This is a genomic window from Haloferula sp. A504 (assembly GCF_044385805.1).
In the GTDB taxonomy this organism is placed as follows: Bacteria; Verrucomicrobiota; Verrucomicrobiia; order Verrucomicrobiales; family Akkermansiaceae; genus Haloferula.
Genome location: NZ_JBISBU010000006.1, coordinates 57,832 through 73,874 on the forward strand (window position 1 = coordinate 57,832; position 16,043 = coordinate 73,874).

The 16,043-nt window shown below is 64.2% G+C and carries 13 protein-coding genes; 5 read left to right on the top strand and 8 right to left on the bottom strand.

Annotated elements, in window-relative coordinates; genetic code table 11:
- Window positions 1–89 precede the first annotated feature (89 nt).
- The 4 genes from ACG2LG_RS04765 to ACG2LG_RS04780 all read right to left on the bottom strand — a co-directional run bounded on the left by ACG2LG_RS04765 (window position 90) and on the right by ACG2LG_RS04780 (window position 9,825).
- Window positions 90–2,921, bottom strand: a complete 2,832-nt coding sequence (locus tag ACG2LG_RS04765; protein WP_396256806.1) for a sugar-binding domain-containing protein — start codon at window positions 2,919–2,921, stop codon at window positions 90–92.
- 97 nt (window positions 2,922–3,018) lie between these two features.
- Window positions 3,019–4,395 carry a Gfo/Idh/MocA family protein gene (locus tag ACG2LG_RS04770; RefSeq protein ID WP_396256808.1) on the bottom strand — a complete coding sequence of 459 codons (1,377 nt, stop codon included), beginning with the start codon at window positions 4,393–4,395 and terminating at the stop codon, window positions 3,019–3,021.
- A gap of 182 nt (window positions 4,396–4,577) precedes the next feature.
- The gene (locus tag ACG2LG_RS04775) at window positions 4,578–6,983 is read right to left on the bottom strand and encodes an FAD-dependent oxidoreductase (RefSeq protein WP_396256810.1); all 2,406 of its coding nucleotides are present in this window, start codon (window positions 6,981–6,983) and stop codon (window positions 4,578–4,580) included.
- A gap of 229 nt (window positions 6,984–7,212) precedes the next feature.
- Window positions 7,213–9,825, bottom strand: a complete 2,613-nt coding sequence (locus ACG2LG_RS04780; protein ID WP_396256812.1) for a carboxypeptidase-like regulatory domain-containing protein — start codon at window positions 9,823–9,825, stop codon at window positions 7,213–7,215.
- Window positions 9,826–9,963: 138 nt separating this feature from the next.
- Here ACG2LG_RS04780 and ACG2LG_RS04785 point away from each other — a divergent pair, with 138 nt between their 5' ends.
- The 5 genes from ACG2LG_RS04785 (at window position 9,964) to ACG2LG_RS04805 (ending at window position 11,551) form a co-directional block, all read left to right on the top strand.
- On the top strand, window positions 9,964–10,158 hold the full coding sequence (locus ACG2LG_RS04785; RefSeq protein ID WP_396256813.1) for a helix-turn-helix domain-containing protein: 195 nt from the start codon (window positions 9,964–9,966) through the stop codon (window positions 10,156–10,158).
- A gap of 89 nt (window positions 10,159–10,247) precedes the next feature.
- Entirely contained in the window at window positions 10,248–10,451 is a 204-nt protein-coding gene (locus tag ACG2LG_RS04790) for a type II toxin-antitoxin system HicB family antitoxin (protein ID WP_396256815.1), read from the top strand.
- Between the two features lie 10 nt (window positions 10,452–10,461).
- Window positions 10,462–10,668, top strand: coding sequence for a type II toxin-antitoxin system HicA family toxin (locus ACG2LG_RS04795; RefSeq protein WP_396256817.1), 207 nt, complete (start codon window positions 10,462–10,464; stop codon window positions 10,666–10,668).
- A gap of 197 nt (window positions 10,669–10,865) precedes the next feature.
- A complete protein-coding gene (locus tag ACG2LG_RS04800; protein ID WP_396256819.1) occupies window positions 10,866–11,144 on the top strand; it encodes a type II toxin-antitoxin system Phd/YefM family antitoxin in 279 nt (92 codons plus the stop codon).
- A complete protein-coding gene (locus tag ACG2LG_RS04805) occupies window positions 11,135–11,551 on the top strand; it encodes a PIN domain-containing protein (protein ID WP_396256821.1) in 417 nt (138 codons plus the stop codon). Before ACG2LG_RS04800 ends, ACG2LG_RS04805 begins: the two co-directional genes overlap by 10 nt.
- 99 nt (window positions 11,552–11,650) lie before the next feature.
- On the opposite strand, the gene ACG2LG_RS04810 is transcribed toward ACG2LG_RS04805, so the two are convergent.
- The 4 genes from ACG2LG_RS04810 to ACG2LG_RS04825 form a co-directional block, all read right to left on the bottom strand.
- The gene (locus ACG2LG_RS04810) at window positions 11,651–13,984 is read right to left on the bottom strand and encodes a FecR domain-containing protein (protein ID WP_396256823.1); all 2,334 of its coding nucleotides are present in this window, start codon (window positions 13,982–13,984) and stop codon (window positions 11,651–11,653) included.
- On the bottom strand, window positions 13,981–14,217 hold the full coding sequence (locus ACG2LG_RS04815) for a hypothetical protein (RefSeq protein ID WP_396256825.1): 237 nt from the start codon (window positions 14,215–14,217) through the stop codon (window positions 13,981–13,983). The genes ACG2LG_RS04810 and ACG2LG_RS04815 overlap by 4 nt, the downstream gene beginning before the upstream one ends.
- Complete coding sequence (locus ACG2LG_RS04820) at window positions 14,184–14,519, bottom strand: sigma factor (protein ID WP_396256827.1); 336 nt, start codon at window positions 14,517–14,519, stop codon at window positions 14,184–14,186. Before ACG2LG_RS04820 ends, ACG2LG_RS04815 begins: the two co-directional genes overlap by 34 nt.
- A 245-nt stretch (window positions 14,520–14,764) precedes the next feature.
- Complete coding sequence (locus tag ACG2LG_RS04825; RefSeq protein ID WP_396256829.1) at window positions 14,765–15,991, bottom strand: Gfo/Idh/MocA family protein; 1,227 nt, start codon at window positions 15,989–15,991, stop codon at window positions 14,765–14,767.
- Window positions 15,992–16,043: the final 52 nt, after the last annotated feature.

The window sequence follows — 16,043 nt, forward strand, 5'->3', positions numbered from 1 at the left end:
GGCGCCGGATTTCCGGCTCCGGCTGGTTCAGACGAGGTCGTAATCGTCGAGCCACGCGAGGGAGATCCCGGGGATGATCGGAAGGCGATTCATGGTTCGGTGGGTGGTTGGCGGAGGAGCTCGCGGATGCCGTCGACCGTCACTTTCGCCGTCGGCTCGAACTGGTCGCCCGCCGCGTAGTCGAGCAGGCTGCGGCGGAGCTGAAGGGCCGGCAGGCGGCCGGCGAGGTCGGCGTTCAGGTCCGCCGAACACACGAGGAGGCGGCCCTTGCCGACCCGGCATTCGAAGACCAGTGCTTCGCGCCGGGGATCGTTCCAATCGGGAACGACCTGGACGATCGGCTGCAGTTCGACCGGCGCCCCGGTGAGGTCGACGGCCACCGAACGGTTCACCAGGTCGTGCCATTGCCAGTCGCTGTGGAAAGCGGTCGGGAAGGCGGCGAGTGCCGGATGGTCGACGTCGCACAGCAAGCCGAGGGAGCGGTTGGGGGTGCGGAACCACTGGGTGTTCCAGAAGATCGGCTGCCAATCCTCCTTGCGACCGTCGAGCGTTCCGAAGTCCGGCAGCAGGACCACCCGTCCGCCCGCCTCCAGTTTTGCCATGGTGGCCTCGTCGAGCTGCTTGACCACCGTCACTTCATCGCCGGGCTCGTCCGACGGCACCTCGGGATAGACCCACAGGTTCCAGTCGTTCACCGCCTCGGTGCCCGGGATCGAAACAGTGAGCCGCAGTGCGGTCGGAGCCGCCAGCTCACCGAGGGGAGCCGAAATCTCACCGAGCGTGCTCACCCTGCCCGTGGAGGCATCGGCGGCCGGGAGCCGGCCCTTTCCGACGGTCCTTCCATCGCCGGTGGCGAGGGTCCATTCGGCGTGGCAGGCATCGAGGTCCTTCGCCCCGAAGTGCGCGACATCGAGGCGCGCCTTGAAGGTTTCTCCCGGCGTCCACGCCCGCTTGGCGAAGCGCGCGAGCGGAACCGTCTCCGCACAGAAGCGGCGATACTCTTCGGGCGTGATGTAGCCCTTCGACTCCCACCTCGCATTGAGCACGCCGACCAGCGCCGTGCCCTGGCCGGGAAAATCGTGGAGGTCGAGCAGCTGGAAGCCGCCGAAGCCCGGCGTGCGCAGCATCGACTCGATCTCCTCCTTGTAGCAGAGCGCCTGAAGCTTGCCCGAAGCCATCAGGAAGTCGCGGGCCTGTGGCAGCATCCCGCGCTGGTCGAGCCGGTCGCGGAACAACTCGAAGTTCTTCGGTTTCAGAAAGCCCTGGTAACGCTTGATTTCCTCGAAGTCCGGGAAGGCGCAGAACTGCCCGATCTCATGGGCGATCACCGGGATCTTCTCGTCGACGATGGCCTCGGAGAAATCCCAGTCGGTTCCCGGACCGCGTAGGCCACGGATCTTGATCCGCTTTTCCCCGATCCGCATCGTGATGCGGAACTGGTCCGAGGCGGAACGATGGTGATGGGTGGTGCAGGCATAAAGCCGCCGGGGGTCCTTCTCCACGGCATGATCCACCAGGCTTGTCAGATAGGCGTCGTCGCCGCGCAGCTCGTTGCCCATCGACATCAGGATGAAGGATGGGTGGTTCCCGTAGGTGTCGAGGATGCGGTCTAGTTCGCGCTTGAGGAACTCGTCGCGCGGCTGGTCCTCGCCCATGTTGTAGGCCCAGGTCGGGAGCTCGGCCTGAATGTAGAAGCCCAGTTCATCAGCCACCCGGAAGGCGACCTCCGGCGGGCACCACGAATGGAAGCGCAGATGGTTGAGACCGTGCTCGCGGCAGATCTCCATGATCCGCCGCCACGGCTCCGGATCGGTGGGCGGGTAGCCGGTGTCGGGGAAGATGCAGCACTCGAGCGTCCCGCGGAGGAAGATGGGGCGGCCGTCGATGGTCACGCGGCGGCCGTTGGAAGCCACCTCGCGCAGGCCGAAGGTCGCATGATACCGGTCCTCGATCCGGTCCTTGCCCTCGCCCGTCGTGACCAGCAGACCCAGACGGTGGAGATTGGGTTGAAACTCATCCCAGCCTTTCGCCTTTCCGAAGAATGCGTCGAACTCGAAGACGGTGCTCTCCTCCTTGAGCATGACCGAGGTCTCCAATGCAGGCTTCAAGGCCGCTCCACCCGGACCACCGACAGAGGCTTGGAACCCGGCAATCTCACCGCGCTTCCCGGTCGCATTGCGGATCGTGGCGGCGACCCGCACCGTGTCCGGCTTCTTCCCGGGCGAAGTCCGGACCGACTCGATCCAGATGGGCGGCCGGGCGATCAGCTCGAGGTCGCCGATGATGCCGTTCCAGTTCGTCTGGGTGTGGTCGGAGATACTATGGGCATCGTGGCCAACATTGAAGCGGATCCGGTTGTCGACGCGGATCGTCAGCGTGTGCTTCCCGGGGGCAAGGTCACGCGGAAGGACATACTCGTGCGGAACGCTCAGGCTCTCCCGGCTCCCGAGGTGGACGTCGCCGAGCCACGCGTCGGTGAACCAATGGCAGCGCTCGAGCGAGACCGTCACGTGATGACCCTCCCAACCTTCCGGAAGCACGATGTCGCGCTGATACCAGGCCGCGCCGAGGTAGTGCTTCTCCGGCTGCAGCCAGCACGGGATCTTGATGTTCCCCGGCTGGCGGAACTTCTCGTATTCGGGCGACTCGAACCATGCCCGGTCCTTGATCGAGCCGATCCACTTCGTCGCGACCGAGGGCTCGTCCCCATAGCCCTGCGCCTGCAGCGACCCGGGAAGCCGGATTTTTTCCGGGAGCCTGCTCGTGAACCACTTCTCCTCCCCGCCCACGTCCCCGCGGTCGAGCTGGAAGCGCCACTCGCCCGCGAGGTCGACCGTGTCCCGCGCCCAGCCCTCAAGCGGAAGCAGCAGGGAGAGGATGCCAAGGGCGGAAAAAATCGATCGGTTGCGGTGTTTCTTCATGAGCATCGGATGGCCTGCAGCTTGGCGGGCTCCGCCTCCCTCCCGGCAAGGGGACGGATCCGAAATCCGGCACCGGCCATGACCCGCGGGTGGCGGATCACGCCAGATCCTCGGGGCGCCAGCCCTTGCGGGCCTCGGGGTTGATCAGTGCGGCCGCCTCGGGGTTGCCTTCGATCTTCAGTTCGTCGGCATTCCAGGCCAGTCCTTTCCCGGTGCGGATGGCCAGGGAACCCAGCAGGATCGCCTCGGTCAGTGGACCGGAATAGCTGAAGTCCGAGCACGACTTGGTGCCGTTCTTCACCGCATCGATCCAGTCGCGGTGGATGCCGGGAACCCGGGGGATCGTCTTCGGCACCTGCTGGTCCTTGTTGGCACGGTACTCGTTCCAGCGGGCCTGAGGGTAGAGGCGCGGGCTGTTCGGCCGCATGCCGGGGTGGAAAATGCCACCCTTCTCGCCGACCATGATGAATCCGCCGCCACCCGGCATGTCCCAATCCATGCCTTCCGGGGCCTCGGGCATGCTCGGTCCCTCATACCACTTGACCGTCACCGGCGGCTTGCCGTCGCGAGCCGGGAACCGGAAGCTCACGATCGAGCCGTTGGGCGTGTGGATCGGATTGGCGGCTTCGGCCATTTCGACATCCACCCGTTCGGGTGCGCCGAGTCCGAGCGCCCAGTAGGCCGTGTCGATGGTGTGGCAGCCGATGTCACCGAGCCCGCCGCAACCGAAGTCCCACCAGGGACGCCAGGTGGTCGGATGGAGGGCCTTGTTGAAGGGCACGTCCTTGCCGACGGGACCCAGCCACGCGTCCCAGTCCATGCCTTCCGGCAGCGGCTGGGCCGGCGGAAACTCGGTCTTCACCTGGCCATTGAAACCCCAGCCGGACTTGGGGCGGTCGGTCCAGGTGATGACCTCCTTCACCTCGCCGATGAGGCCGGCATCGTACCACTCCTTGATCAGGCGCGCGCCCTCGAAGGCGTGGCCCTGGTTGCCCATCTGGGTGGTCAGGTTTTTCTCGGCCGCCAGCTTCTGCAGCGTGCGGGCCTGCCACAGGGAATGGACGAGCGGCTTCTGCACGAAGACATGCTTGCCCATGCTCATCGCCATGTAGGCGACCGCGAAGTGGGTGTGGTCGGGCGTGCCGACGCCGACGGCGTCGATCTTGTCGCCCATCTCCTCGAGCATCTTGCGGAAGTCCTTGTAGAACTTCGCCTCGGGAAACTTCTGCTTCCACTTGCCCCAGACATTCGGGTCGCAATCGGCCAGGGCGACCACGTTGTTGCCATTCGAGCAGGCATTCAGGTCACCCCCGCCCTGGTTGCCGAAGCCGACCCAGGCGATGTTGAGCTTGTCGTTGGCACCGGCCACCGACTTGGCAAGGATCTGCGGAGCGATGAAGGGCACCGACAGCGCGGCCGCGGACTGCTTGAGGAACTTCCGGCGGGAGGCGGTGAAGGATGGCGTGGAATTCATGGTGACGGTTTGGAGGTGGGATGGGGTCGCAAGGCGGATCGAAACGGATCCACATTCCCTCCTACGATTCCTGAAGGGCCGCGCATTCAAATGATCGTCATCATCCGGCGAATCCGGCGGGATTCTCGGCCGCTCCCCTCCCGGCGCACCGACTGGTGAGCCACAAGATCAGGGCGACAGAATCATTTCCCTGCCCCCAGAGGCGCGTAGAACTCGATCTCCCACAGCCGCGAAAGGTTGTGGGGAGCACCGGTGATGACGATGCGGAGGTGCCGGGTCTTCACCGCCTCGAAGGTCGCCGCCCAGACCGGGCCCTCGTTGCCTTTCACCGCCGGCAGCACTTCCCGCCAGCCGTCGCCGTCGTGGGATTCGATGGAAAAGTCGCGGACCGGATCGAGCACCCGGGCGCCGTTGTAGCGGCCGGAGATCATCCGCACCGCCCCGAGCTCGACCGGCTCGTCCCAGCGGTACTCGATGATGTGCGGCAGCGGCCCCTTGCCGACCCAGCGGCTGTCCTCCTCGATCTTGCCGTTGCCATCGTTGAGGAGCATCGTGCGATCGACGTTGCCGGCGGAAAACGGGCGGTTGGTGCTCACCCTGGCGGTCCGCGCGAGGTTCCTGCCGGCGCGGTCGAGCCACTCCGGCTGGGTCAGCCTGACCTTGCGCAGGCTGGTGCCGTGTTCGCCCTGATTCGAATACGGGATGGTGGAGCCATCGACCTTGCCGACGCCCGCCCGCATCCGCTTCTGCAGGTCCTTCAGGTGGTTCTGATAGACGCCGCGCGGATCGGCGCCGAACTCCTTGCAGACACTCGCGGCCATGCCGACGATTTCCCCCTGGGTGCCGCAGGTGCGCATCACCCGCACCGCCCCGAGGGCGTCGTGGGTGACGCTGATGCAGCGACCGGCCATGAACAGGTTGTCGATGTTGCGCGAGTAGAGCGTGCGGTAGGGAATCCAGAACGGACGGTTGTCCTTGTGGGCCGGGAAGAGTCCGTGTTCGGCCCGGGAAATGAAGGCGTCGCCCTCGAAGCCCTTGCTGTATTCCGGGTTGGGGAGGTGCAGGTCGTTGCTCCAGCCGGTGGGCGCACAGCCGTCGGGAAACTGCCGGTCCTTCATGAGGTCGTCGACGTCGAGGATCACGTCGCCGAGCAGCCGCCGTGACTCGCGCTTGCCCAAAATGTAGGCGGACCAGTTCAACTTGTGGTTGGGCAGCACCTTGTCGACGTTCTTGAGCGCGTCCCACGCGCCATACATCGCGCGGAAATTCCAGTCGCGCACGTATTCCATCTCCTCGATCGGATCGCGGTCGAAGCCGCTCTCCCAGTACCAGCCGCCGAGCTGGTTCGGGTCCGGCTTGTTCCCGCTGCGCCCCGGGAAGGGCTTGTCGGAAAGGTCGAGCGCCCACGGGCAGCGGGGAAAGGGCACCACTTCCGTCCCCTCCTCGGTGCCGGTGTTGATCGCATTGGTGTCCTTGCACTCGCACACGTTCCACAGGTTGCAGGGGCCCATCTTGTTCTTCTCCTGAAGATCGAAGTCCGCACCCGCAAGCGCACCGATGCAGGCATCGCCGGTGCAGTCGGCGAACCACCGGCCGTCGATCCGGAAGCGGCGGCCCGAGCGGGTCGACTGCGCCAGCACGGCACGGATCCGCGTGCCGTCCATCACCACGCCATTGCCGCGGTGCTCGAGGAAGAGGTCGATGTTCGGCTCGCCCTTCACCACCGCCAGCTTCTTGTCGTCCTCGTAGAGCTCCGCCGTATTGGTCGGCCCGTAGTGGGCGCGGCTGTCGGCTTCCAGTTCGGCCACCACATCGCCGACGCGCGGCCACGGCTCCTTGCTGCGCGCCCCCTGCAACCAGACCCGGACTTCCGAGCTGTTGTTGCCTCCCAGCACCGGCCGGTCCTGGATCAGGGCGACTTTCAGGCCAAGGCGGGCCGCGGTGACCGCCGCACAGGTGCCGGCGATGCCTCCTCCGGTCACCACCAGATCATACTCCCCCACCGCTTCCGGTTCGTCGGGAAGGCCGAGAGACTGGCGACGGAAGGCCGCCATCTCCGGATCGGCATTGGGCGGAACGAAATCGGGGTCACGGGAGAACAGAATCGCATCGCACCGGCCCTCGAAGCCGGTCAGGTCGTGCAGGGTGAGGGTGAGCTCCCCTGCGGGCAGATCGACCTCGCCGCCATCCTGCCAGTGCCACTGCGCCCCGACCGTCCCGAAAGTCGTTTCGAGCGGCTTGCCGTTGATGAGCAACTGAAAACGACCCGGCGTCCCCGGTGCCTCCCACTGCGCCACCCAATCCTTGGTGCGCACCCAGACGCGGTGCTTGCCCGCCTCCTTGATGGAAACCTTGGTGGTCGCATCCTCGACCGGCACCCCGAGACCATGAGCGAGCAGATAAGGCGAGCCCATGAGGTCCATGAACTGCGGATCGATGACCCAGCCACCGGTGTCGTCAAAGCCCTCGGCCTCGACAAGAATCGGGGAGCTCTGGTCCGCACGGTCAGCCGCCATCGCGCACGGCGTGCCGACCGCCGCCCCAAAGCAGGCCGTCCAGCCAAAGAGTGAATGGAAAAGAAGTCTCATGATTGCGTCAGCTCACTGCACCCGCCCGGGTAAAAAAGTCAAACCCGGCCCCTGCCACGGTCGGCGCAGAATACCGCCCACCCCGGGAAACCCAAAAACCCGGGGTGGACGGCTCGTTCTGCAGAACGGATCTTTGATCACCCGCAGGGGCCGTGTGATTTTGGAAGAATCTCCAGAAGGTGGGCATCGATGGGAAAGCTTGGGTAGGAACTCTCTCCCTGGAAACGGCCTAGGGTGACGGTTCAGAGAGTTGGAAGAACCCCCTGGCTCCGGACGCATCGGCGGCGTCGATGATCGCCTGGCCAACACCCGAACCGTCGGTCGTCACCGGGGCGTTCTGGGCCGTGATGGTGGTCGGGAAGGGAGACACCAGCAGGTCGAGCGACTTGCGAACTTCGAAGGTGCTGTTGGGGGGACCGGTGAAATCGATGATGAGGTCGTCGTCAATGTCCCAGGACATTCCGGTGATGCCGAAGGGAAAAGTGGTCGTCGCTTGGAAGTTCTGTGCGGTCAAGTCCGCCCCGGCGAGGGTGACGTTGAGGGTGTTGGGGCTCCATTGGTGGCTTGCATGAGAAGCCGTCACGGTGCGGGCACCATCGATCAGCCCGGCCAGCTCGTAGGCGCCGGTCGCGTCGGTGAAAGTCCAGTGGGTCAATCCGCTCTGCACGCGCGCCCCGGCGATCGGCGCTCCGCTCGCGTCGGTCACCACCCCGCTGATGCGGCTGGTCCCCGGCTTGTTGGCTACAATCTCTGACATCCAGGTGCGCATCCGCGCCCGCACGTCGCTGACCAGCGGGTCGCCGGTGTAGCTCAAGGAACTCGCCAAGGGTGCGCTGGCATCGGTGATCCACTCGTCCGTGTGGACGGTCCCGGCAAGCTCGTAGGACTCCACGGGGAAGCCTCGCGCATTTAGAAAATCCACGCCTTTCCTGCTGTTGCCGCCGCCACCATCGTTCTCGCCGTAGGTAATGAACGAAGCCCGGCCCTTGACGCGATCGGTCCGGGTGCCGGTGTCAAACCAGGCATCGTGGTGACTGTGCGGGAGAAACCCGACCCAGATGTCGGCCATGGCGTCGTCGAGTCGGCCAATCGAGCCGCACGCTACCGCGCCGCGCGAAAACCCCGTGACAAACACACACGAATGGTCGCCGCCGTAGTTTTCGATGAGGTCGATGACCGTCGCCATGGCGTAGGCGGCATCATCGGCTGCGCCAATCTCGCTCTGCCCTTCACTACCCCACCACGACGTGGTGTTGAAGTCGTCGGACTTGTCGCCAAGGGTCGAGTTCTGGTCGATGTTCGGCATCGACACCCAGATGTAGCCGGTGCCGGCCGATTGGTAGTAACCCAGCTTGTTGGCCTCGACCGTCCACCCATTCCCCCCGTACTCGATGATCACCGGGTACTGCTGGCCGGGCACCCACTCCGGCGGCAGGTAGAGCGTGTGGTAGACGCTCGAGTTCCCATCGTAGCCCGCCCCGGGCGTCGTCACCCGGACCCGCTTGCCGGCCGCCGGGGCGTCGTTGGTCACCGGCGGGGGCTTTGGCGTCGTGCCATAGGTTCCCGAAATGGGAAGATTCTTGTCCTGGGCGACGGCGTCGGTGTCGATGACAAGGCTCCCCGTCAATCCGCCCGCGGGGGAAGCCACGGAGGCCGCGACCGTGAACTCGATGTAGTCTCCGACCGCGAGCGTCTGCGGGAGGCTGATTCCGCCGCTGCCGTTGATCGCAATGCCGGAGAGGCTATAGGCGGCGTCACCGGAGACGGCGGCGGAGGAAATCTCGATGGCGTTGGTGGGTCCATCATTCACGAAGCGCACCGTGCGGGACTCCGAGAACGGGCCCCCACCGGCCACCAAGCCAAAGTCCAGGTCCAGGTCACCGTTCACCAGGTCCTGGCCGAGGATCGGGTCGTTGGGGGGGAGGGCAGATCCTCCGAAGCGGATCTCATCCATGGCGGTATAGGCGTCGCCGTGGTTCTGGAAGTCGGTCAACCTGATGTGGGTGACGCCGGACACGGCACTAGGGAAGGAAAGGGTGCTCACCGGTGTCACACCCGTGCCACCCGCGTCATGAGTCGGCAGGAGGAAGTCGCCAAGGTCGTCGATCAGATCGCCGAAGGTGGCACCTCCATTGGTTGAGAAAGAGATGTCCACGGTTTTAACGGACCGATTGACCACACCATTGTTCTGGTTGTCATTCCAGATGTGGACGCTGTCCACAATGAAGGTGCCCCCCAAGTCGAAGGTCATTTCGGTGCTTGGGCCATTGCCATTATTGCTATGCCAACTATTGGCACTGGCTCCAAAGGCATGCGTTTCACTGAGGATGTCGCCACTGGTTCCACCACCGCTCAAGCCGACTCCATCGATGAGACCCGTCGTGGCAGGATAAATGGCACCCGCCGGACTGACTACCGACATCGGTTTGATGATCGCCGCGGGTTCGGTGAAGGTGCCCGTGATGGAAAGATTCTCGTCCTGGCCGACGGCGTCGGTGTCGATGACAAGGTTCCCCGTCACTCCGCTCGCAGGCGCAGCCAGCGAGGCCGCAACCGTGAACTCGATGTAGTCTCCGACCGCGAGCGTCTGCGGCAGGATGACTCCGCCGCTGCCGTTGACCGCAATGTCGGCGAGGCTGTAGGCGGGGTCGCCGGAGACGGTGGCGGTGGAAATCTCGATGGCGTTGCTCGGTCCATCGTTCTCGAAGCGCACCGTGCGGGACTCCGAGTACGGGGCAGTACCGACCACCGTTCCAAAGTCCAAGTCCGGGTCGCCATTCACCAGGTCCTGACTAAGGACCGGGTCGGTGAGAGCTGTGAAGGTGCCTGTGATGGGGACCAAAGCCGGGAGCCATTGTCATGGAGGCGTAAGCTGTAGATCGAGTTCAACAAGGCGCCGTTTCGTTGGACATGGGTGGGGACCGAGGTGTCGGTCGGAGAGAGCAGATGCAGGCCCGTCAAGCCCCGGGAGGGGCGGCAGATGCCACCGACAATCGAAGCGAGGGACAGGGCACGTGCGGATTCCGGCATGACCCAGAAGTCTTTCGCCAAGTTGCTCGGGGTGCCCATCTCCACCTACCGCAACTATGAGCAGTACATCACCGAAACGCCGCCTCCCGTGCTGAAACTGGCCGTCATTGCAGCAAGCCACACCGAATTGATCGATGCGGCGTAGGGACCCAATAGAGGGACCGGGATCATCCTTCGACTGGAGGTGCCCACTCCCTCCTTGCAAGCCACCCACCGCTGGCTATCTTGGGACGAGTGAGGAAAATCCACTATACGCTTTACCGGGAGGATTCCGACTTCGTCGCCCAGTGTCTGGATTACGACGTTGCCAGCTTCGGCGCCACCCAGGAGGAGGCGCTGGCTAATCTGAAGGAGGCCGTCGAACTCTACCTTGAGGACGGCGACAAGACCGCTCCCCGGATTGCCGAGGTGTCGGTCGGAGACTTTGCCATCGCGTAACGTCCTGCTGATGCCCAAACGCCTTCCTTCCCGGGTCTTTATTGGCATCCTCGAAAAGAATGGTTTCCATTTTGTTTCCAAACGGGGGAGTCACGCGAAATATCGCGATGCGGCGGGCCATACCGTCATCGTCCCGCATCCTCGCAAGGACATCCCGACCGGAACTCTGCGTTCCATGATTCGGCAGAGTGGCCTGCCGACGAGTCTTTTCGATTGAGACAAACCCGTTCTGTCGCCCACTCCCGGGGCTTTTCCTCCTACCGCCGATTGACCGCCAGCTCACGCTGGCGGCTAGAGTCTATCGCCCCGACCGGGGCTGGAGACGCCGCCGACAATCGAGTCGAGGGACCGAGAATCGGGCTCGCACTGAATATGATTTATTGCGTAATCAGATTATCAGATTATGATGTTCTCATGGCCAAGACGGTGACGGTGACGGAGGCAGCCCGGAATTTTTCGGACGTGGTGAACCGGGTGTTCTATCGCGGGGAGTCGATGGACCTCACACGCGGTGGGACGGTGGTGGCACGCCTGGTGCCGACGGGTGCCATCGAAGCCCCCACCGGCCGGGAGGTGCTGGCGGGTTGGAAGACGCTGCCACACCTGAGCGGGGAAGAGGCCGAGGATTTCGCCGCGGAGGTTGAAAGCGGACGCCAATCCATGAACCGGATCCCGACGAGCAAGTGGGATTGATTCTTGATTCATCGGTGATCATCGCAGCGGAGCGCGGCAAGTTCGACTTGGAAGGGCTGCTGGAGGCGTATCGCGACGAGCCGGTGCGCATCGCGGCGGTGACCGCCTCCGAGCTCCTGCACGGCTGGGAACGCGCCCCGGCTGGCGCACGCCGGGATCGCCGACGAGGGTTTGTGGAAGGGCTGCTGAAGATCTTGCCAGCCGCTCCGTTCGACTTGGACTGCGCCCGTGTGCACGCGCAGCTCTGGGCGCGGCTCGAGGACCAGGGAGTGATGATCGGAGCGCATGACCTTCTCATTGCCGCTACCTGTGTTCGCGAGGGAGACGCCATCGCCACCCTCAATGACAAGGAGTTCTCCCGGATCGCAGAGCTGATCCTGGCAGATTGTGGGCGTTGGGTGATGTGAAGGGAGGCGCGGCGCCCCGCCGGCCATGGAGGAAATCGTCGGGGCTCACCAGCCTTCGCCCCGCGACCGCGTCGCTACGGGCCGGCACGCGCGCCACGATCACTCCCCCACCACCGTCACCCGCACGTGGTCGAGGTCAAGGTAGCCGGGCTCGAGGCCGGAGGCCTGGTTGGGGGCGATCTCGATGGCCAGCGGGGCGCCGGGGGCGAGTCCCTCGGGCAGGGTCGAGGAATCCCAGGAAAAGCCGACGCTGGTCACGCTGTTCGGCGGGCCGGGCGGGGTGTCGTCGCTGAGTTCGGCGAGGATGGTGTCGCCGGATAGCAGGCGGATGGTGTAGCCGAGGAAGCTGGCCTTGGCCTCGGCCTCATCGTCGCGCACGCCGATGGCGGCGCTGACGGTGTAGTGGTGATCGGGCGCGATGGTGCCAATCTCGCGGCGGATTCCGGCACCCGGACCCAAGGCCGCCATGAGCGGACCGCGCATGGATCCAACCGTGCCCCTTTCCCGGCCTTGGTCCTTCAGCCCCTCACCGGCATACCAGGTTCCATCGCCGCTGGGATTGATCAGACCGATCCGGGTTTCGCTCTCCCGGCCGCTGATCCGGCTCACGCTTCGCTCTCCGTCCGGCAGATCCGCCGGCGGGTAGATGGTCAGGACGCGGCCCTCGACGGAAGTCCGGGCGCTGCCCACCGCGATCTCACGTTCGCTCCAATCGCTGATGTTGCGCAGAAAGATTCTCCCGGTGCCGAGCTTGATCGGTTCATTGAAGACCATTCTCAGCGGTCCGCCCGGCACCGCGTTGCTCGCTTCGTCGGCGGGGTGCAGGGCCATGAGCACCGGCGGGAAGGTATCCACGCCGCTGTCGATGCCGTCACCATCCGGGTCGTCGCCGATACCGGTCTCGGTGCCTGCGTCGTAGTCGTCGATCCCGTCGGCGTGGTCGTTGCCGCCGCCGCCACTGGATCCTCCGAAACGGATCTCCGCAAAGCCGACATAGGGACTGCCGTGGTAATGAAGATCGGTGAGCTTGATATGCGTCACACCAGACACGGTGGGGAAGGTCCGGGTCTGTGCGGGAGTGGGAACGTTTAGAGCGTTCTGGGCGAAGACAAGGTCGTTCACCAGGTTACCGTAGCTCTCACCCCCATCGCTTGAGAAAGAGATGTCCATCGATTCAACCCCCCAATGAACGACCTGATTACCCCAGCGGAAATTCCAAAGGTGGACGCTATCGACAGCAAAGGTGCCACCGAGGTCGAAGATGATTTCGAAATTGGGGGAAGTCTCGTTGCCAGAAATCCATTGGCCACCGCCATCATCATGCGTTTCACTGAGAATGTCGCCACTGGTTCCACCACCGCTCAAGCCACTGCTGTTGATGGTGTCGATGAGGACCGTGTTCGTGCTGCCACCATCCGTCGAAACCGAAGTAGGCGTAATGATGTTGGGGGTAGCCGAAGTGATGGAGAAGTTCCAGGTCGTGTCATCATCGATGCCGCGAAACCGGTTTCCGGCGAGGTCACGGATGGCGGTCGAGTCCATCCGGATGGCGTATTCGCGGCCGCCGACGAGGCCTGATTCGAAGTCTTCTTGGAGCAGCGTTTCGACCTTCGCGGGCAGTTGGCGGAAGAAGGCGACAGGCGGGCCGTCAAGGTCGCGATCCACCCGGGTTCCGGCGAGCCGGACCGAGCGGGTGGCGGTGATGATTTCCCCTTCCGTTCCGTCGAGGGCATCGACCCGCACGCGGCCTTCGAAGACATGCAGGTCCAGCTCGGTGCGCTTGCGGGAGGCATCGATCCCAAAGGCGGTGCCGAGGTCGACGATCTGCTGATGAGGGGTGCGCACGGTGAATCCCCTGCCCTCTTCGGTGGGCACGTGGAAGAACCCACGGCCGTGGTCGAGTTGCAGGGTGCGGTCATCGACCAGGGTGATGGCGGCGGGCGCTTCGATGACGGCGCGCACCTGATAGGGGAGCTCCAGTTCCGCCACGCCGTGCTCGAGCACGATCCGGGAGCCTTCGGCGAGCGCGTTGCCCATGGGTGCCTCGCCGTCGCCGGTGTGGGTGAGGCTGAAGGCGGAGTTGGGCGCCACGTGGATGCTCGCGATCGTGACTGCGGACGATGGGATCGTTTTCACCCACAAGGCCGCGGCGGAAATGACAAGAACGGCGGCGGCGGCCAGCAGGGAGGTCTTCAGCACCCGTCGGCGCTGCCGGGCGAGGACACGGTCGATGGGGACCACCGGCAGTTTCGCGATGTTGGCCTGCGATTCGTAGTGCACCTCAAGGGCACTGTGCAGACGGGAGAGCTTCTGCCAGGCCTTGCGGGCCTCGGGATTCACCTCCAGCTCGGCCTCGAGGGCCGCGAGTTCGCCGACGCTCAGCTCACCGTCGAGCATCCGCAGCATCTGGGGCTGGAGGTCGGGAGGAATCATACGGATTGGGCGGAAAGCGTCTTCTCCACGCAGGACTTAAGGGATTCCCGGATGCGCAGCAAGGCGATGCGCAGGCTGCCGGCCGAGCGCCCGTTCTCGGCGGCGTGCTCTTCGAGTGAATGGCCCGGGGTGTACCGCTTGAAGACCAGTTTGCGCTGGCTGTCGGTGAGTTTCCCGAGGCAACCGTCCAGGGCCTCCATCAACTCGTCCTCGGAGTCCTCGGGCGCTTCCACTTCCGCCAGGAGATTGACGATCTTTTCGGAAAAACCAGCCGCCCCAGCCGCTTGGTGCGGTCGCGCTGGCGGCGGACTTCGTAGCGCGCGATCTGGAAGGACCAGGCGATGAAGTTGCTGCCGGGCTCAAACTTTGCCCGTTTCTGCCACAAGGCGGCATTGGTCTCCTGCAGGACATCGGCGACATCCGGGCTGCCGGGCATGAGGGAGATGATGAAGGCGCGCAAATTCCCCTGATGCTCGGTCATCAGCTTGACGTAGGCCTGCAGGTCGCCCGGGTCATCTGCTTCAGGTGATCCCATCGCTCCGATGGATAACCAAACGGGAAGGCCCGATGTTACAGAGATCTTTGGGAATCGACATGAATATTGAATCCAGCGGTGGATCCATGGGCCTCGATCCTCTTCAGACCTTCGAAATCAAAAGGAATCCACTCCAAAACCCGACCCTCAGATCCGCAGGAAGAGCTTGCGGCGATGCATCCCGAACAGGATCAATCACTAGGTTGCGAACACGGCCACACTTTCGAAAAGGGGCGGCAGGTTCGTCACAATTGATACTGCGGAATCTTCAGCAACTCTCCCCCCTTCAGGGCCGATTGGTGGGCGACGAATCCGGAGATGGTCATGTTCAGCGCCATCGCAACGTCGATCCACGGCTTGCGGTCACGCAGGATGGAATCGATGAACTCGCAGGTCAGGTGCCCGTGCGATCCCCCGTGGCCCCCGGCTCCCATGCCGGGTGGCAATGGCGGACGGGCGGTGTTCACCTTGGGGTCGGCGGTCTTCTGACCATAGATGCGGCCCCGCTCGCCGCCATGGGTGGGAATGTCCCAGGCGACCGCCATGCGTGACATCCCGCCGTCGTCGGTGCGGAACAAGGCGATCTCCGAGCCAAAGGGGTTCTGGTAGTCGTTGTTCTCCGGCTGCAGGTGCGGGACGGCACTGGGCATTCCCATGCAGGACACCTCGGTGAAGCTCCCGCCGGTGATGGCAATGTGATAGGCGTTCGAGTGCGTCGGATACCACTGCGGTGGCAGGCCCTTGCGCCAGCCATTGACGTCCACCTTGCCGGTTTTCGGATTGTAGCCTCCGATCGGCTTGCCGAAGTAGTGGAAGTACTCGCCCTCGGAGTAGATGATCTTTCCGAAGGCATCCGCCTTGTAGCGCTGGCGCCAGGCATAGAGATCCGCGTGGAAGCAGGAGGTCTCGTTCATCTGGTATTTCATACCGCTCTTCTTCACGGCGTTGAGCAACTTCTCCGCCTCGTCTTCCGCCTCGAAGCCGAACACCGCGGGAACGGCCGAGCATACGTGCTTGCCATGCTCCAACGCCATGATGGCGAGTCGGGCATGACTCGGCGCATCGGTCGCGATGTAGACCGCCTCGATGTCCTTGCCCTTCTTGATCATCTCTTCGCAAGAGGGGTAGGTCTTCTTCGCTCCGACCGCCTTGGCCAGTTCAGCGCAGCGGCCGGGGTCGAGATCGGTGGCCGCGACCACCTCGACATTCGGATGGTTCTGATAGAAAAACGCCGCACCGAACTTGCAGAGTCCGTATCCGGCGATCCCCACCTTGATCCTGCGGTCGGAAACCGGCTGCCAGCCCTTCGCCGCATCCGGATCCTCGTCGGTCTTCTCGAAGCCGGGGATCAGGTTTCCTTCGGCATCGGTCGGCCCCTCGGCGGCAAGCGCCTGACCGGTCAATCCAAGGAAGGCGCCTGCTCCACCCATCCCGTGCAGGAATCCCCGCCGCGACAGGCCGGACGGTTTCATGTCGCTGCCCGGATCGCCACCAAACCCATCGTGCTTCCCTCGTGCCATCCCA

Excerpts from the sequence above, each read along its gene's own strand:
- ACG2LG_RS04810 (WP_396256823.1), bottom strand. The coding sequence starts at position 13,984 with ATGATTCCTCCCGACCTCCAGCCCCAGATGCTGCGGATGCTCGACGGT.
- ACG2LG_RS04800 (WP_396256819.1), top strand. The coding sequence starts at position 10,866 with ATGGCCAAGACGGTGACGGTGACGGAGGCAGCCCGGAATTTTTCGGAC.
- ACG2LG_RS04825 (WP_396256829.1), bottom strand. The coding sequence starts at position 15,991 with ATGAAACCGTCCGGCCTGTCGCGGCGGGGATTCCTGCACGGGATGGGT.
- ACG2LG_RS04765 (WP_396256806.1), bottom strand. The coding sequence starts at position 2,921 with ATGAAGAAACACCGCAACCGATCGATTTTTTCCGCCCTTGGCATCCTC.
- ACG2LG_RS04785 (WP_396256813.1), top strand. The coding sequence starts at position 9,964 with ATGCCACCGACAATCGAAGCGAGGGACAGGGCACGTGCGGATTCCGGC.
- ACG2LG_RS04770 (WP_396256808.1), bottom strand. The coding sequence starts at position 4,395 with ATGAATTCCACGCCATCCTTCACCGCCTCCCGCCGGAAGTTCCTCAAG.
- ACG2LG_RS04820 (WP_396256827.1), bottom strand. The coding sequence starts at position 14,519 with ATGGGATCACCTGAAGCAGATGACCCGGGCGACCTGCAGGCCTACGTC.
- ACG2LG_RS04775 (WP_396256810.1), bottom strand. The coding sequence starts at position 6,983 with ATGAGACTTCTTTTCCATTCACTCTTTGGCTGGACGGCCTGCTTTGGG.
- ACG2LG_RS04795 (WP_396256817.1), top strand. The coding sequence starts at position 10,462 with ATGCCCAAACGCCTTCCTTCCCGGGTCTTTATTGGCATCCTCGAAAAG.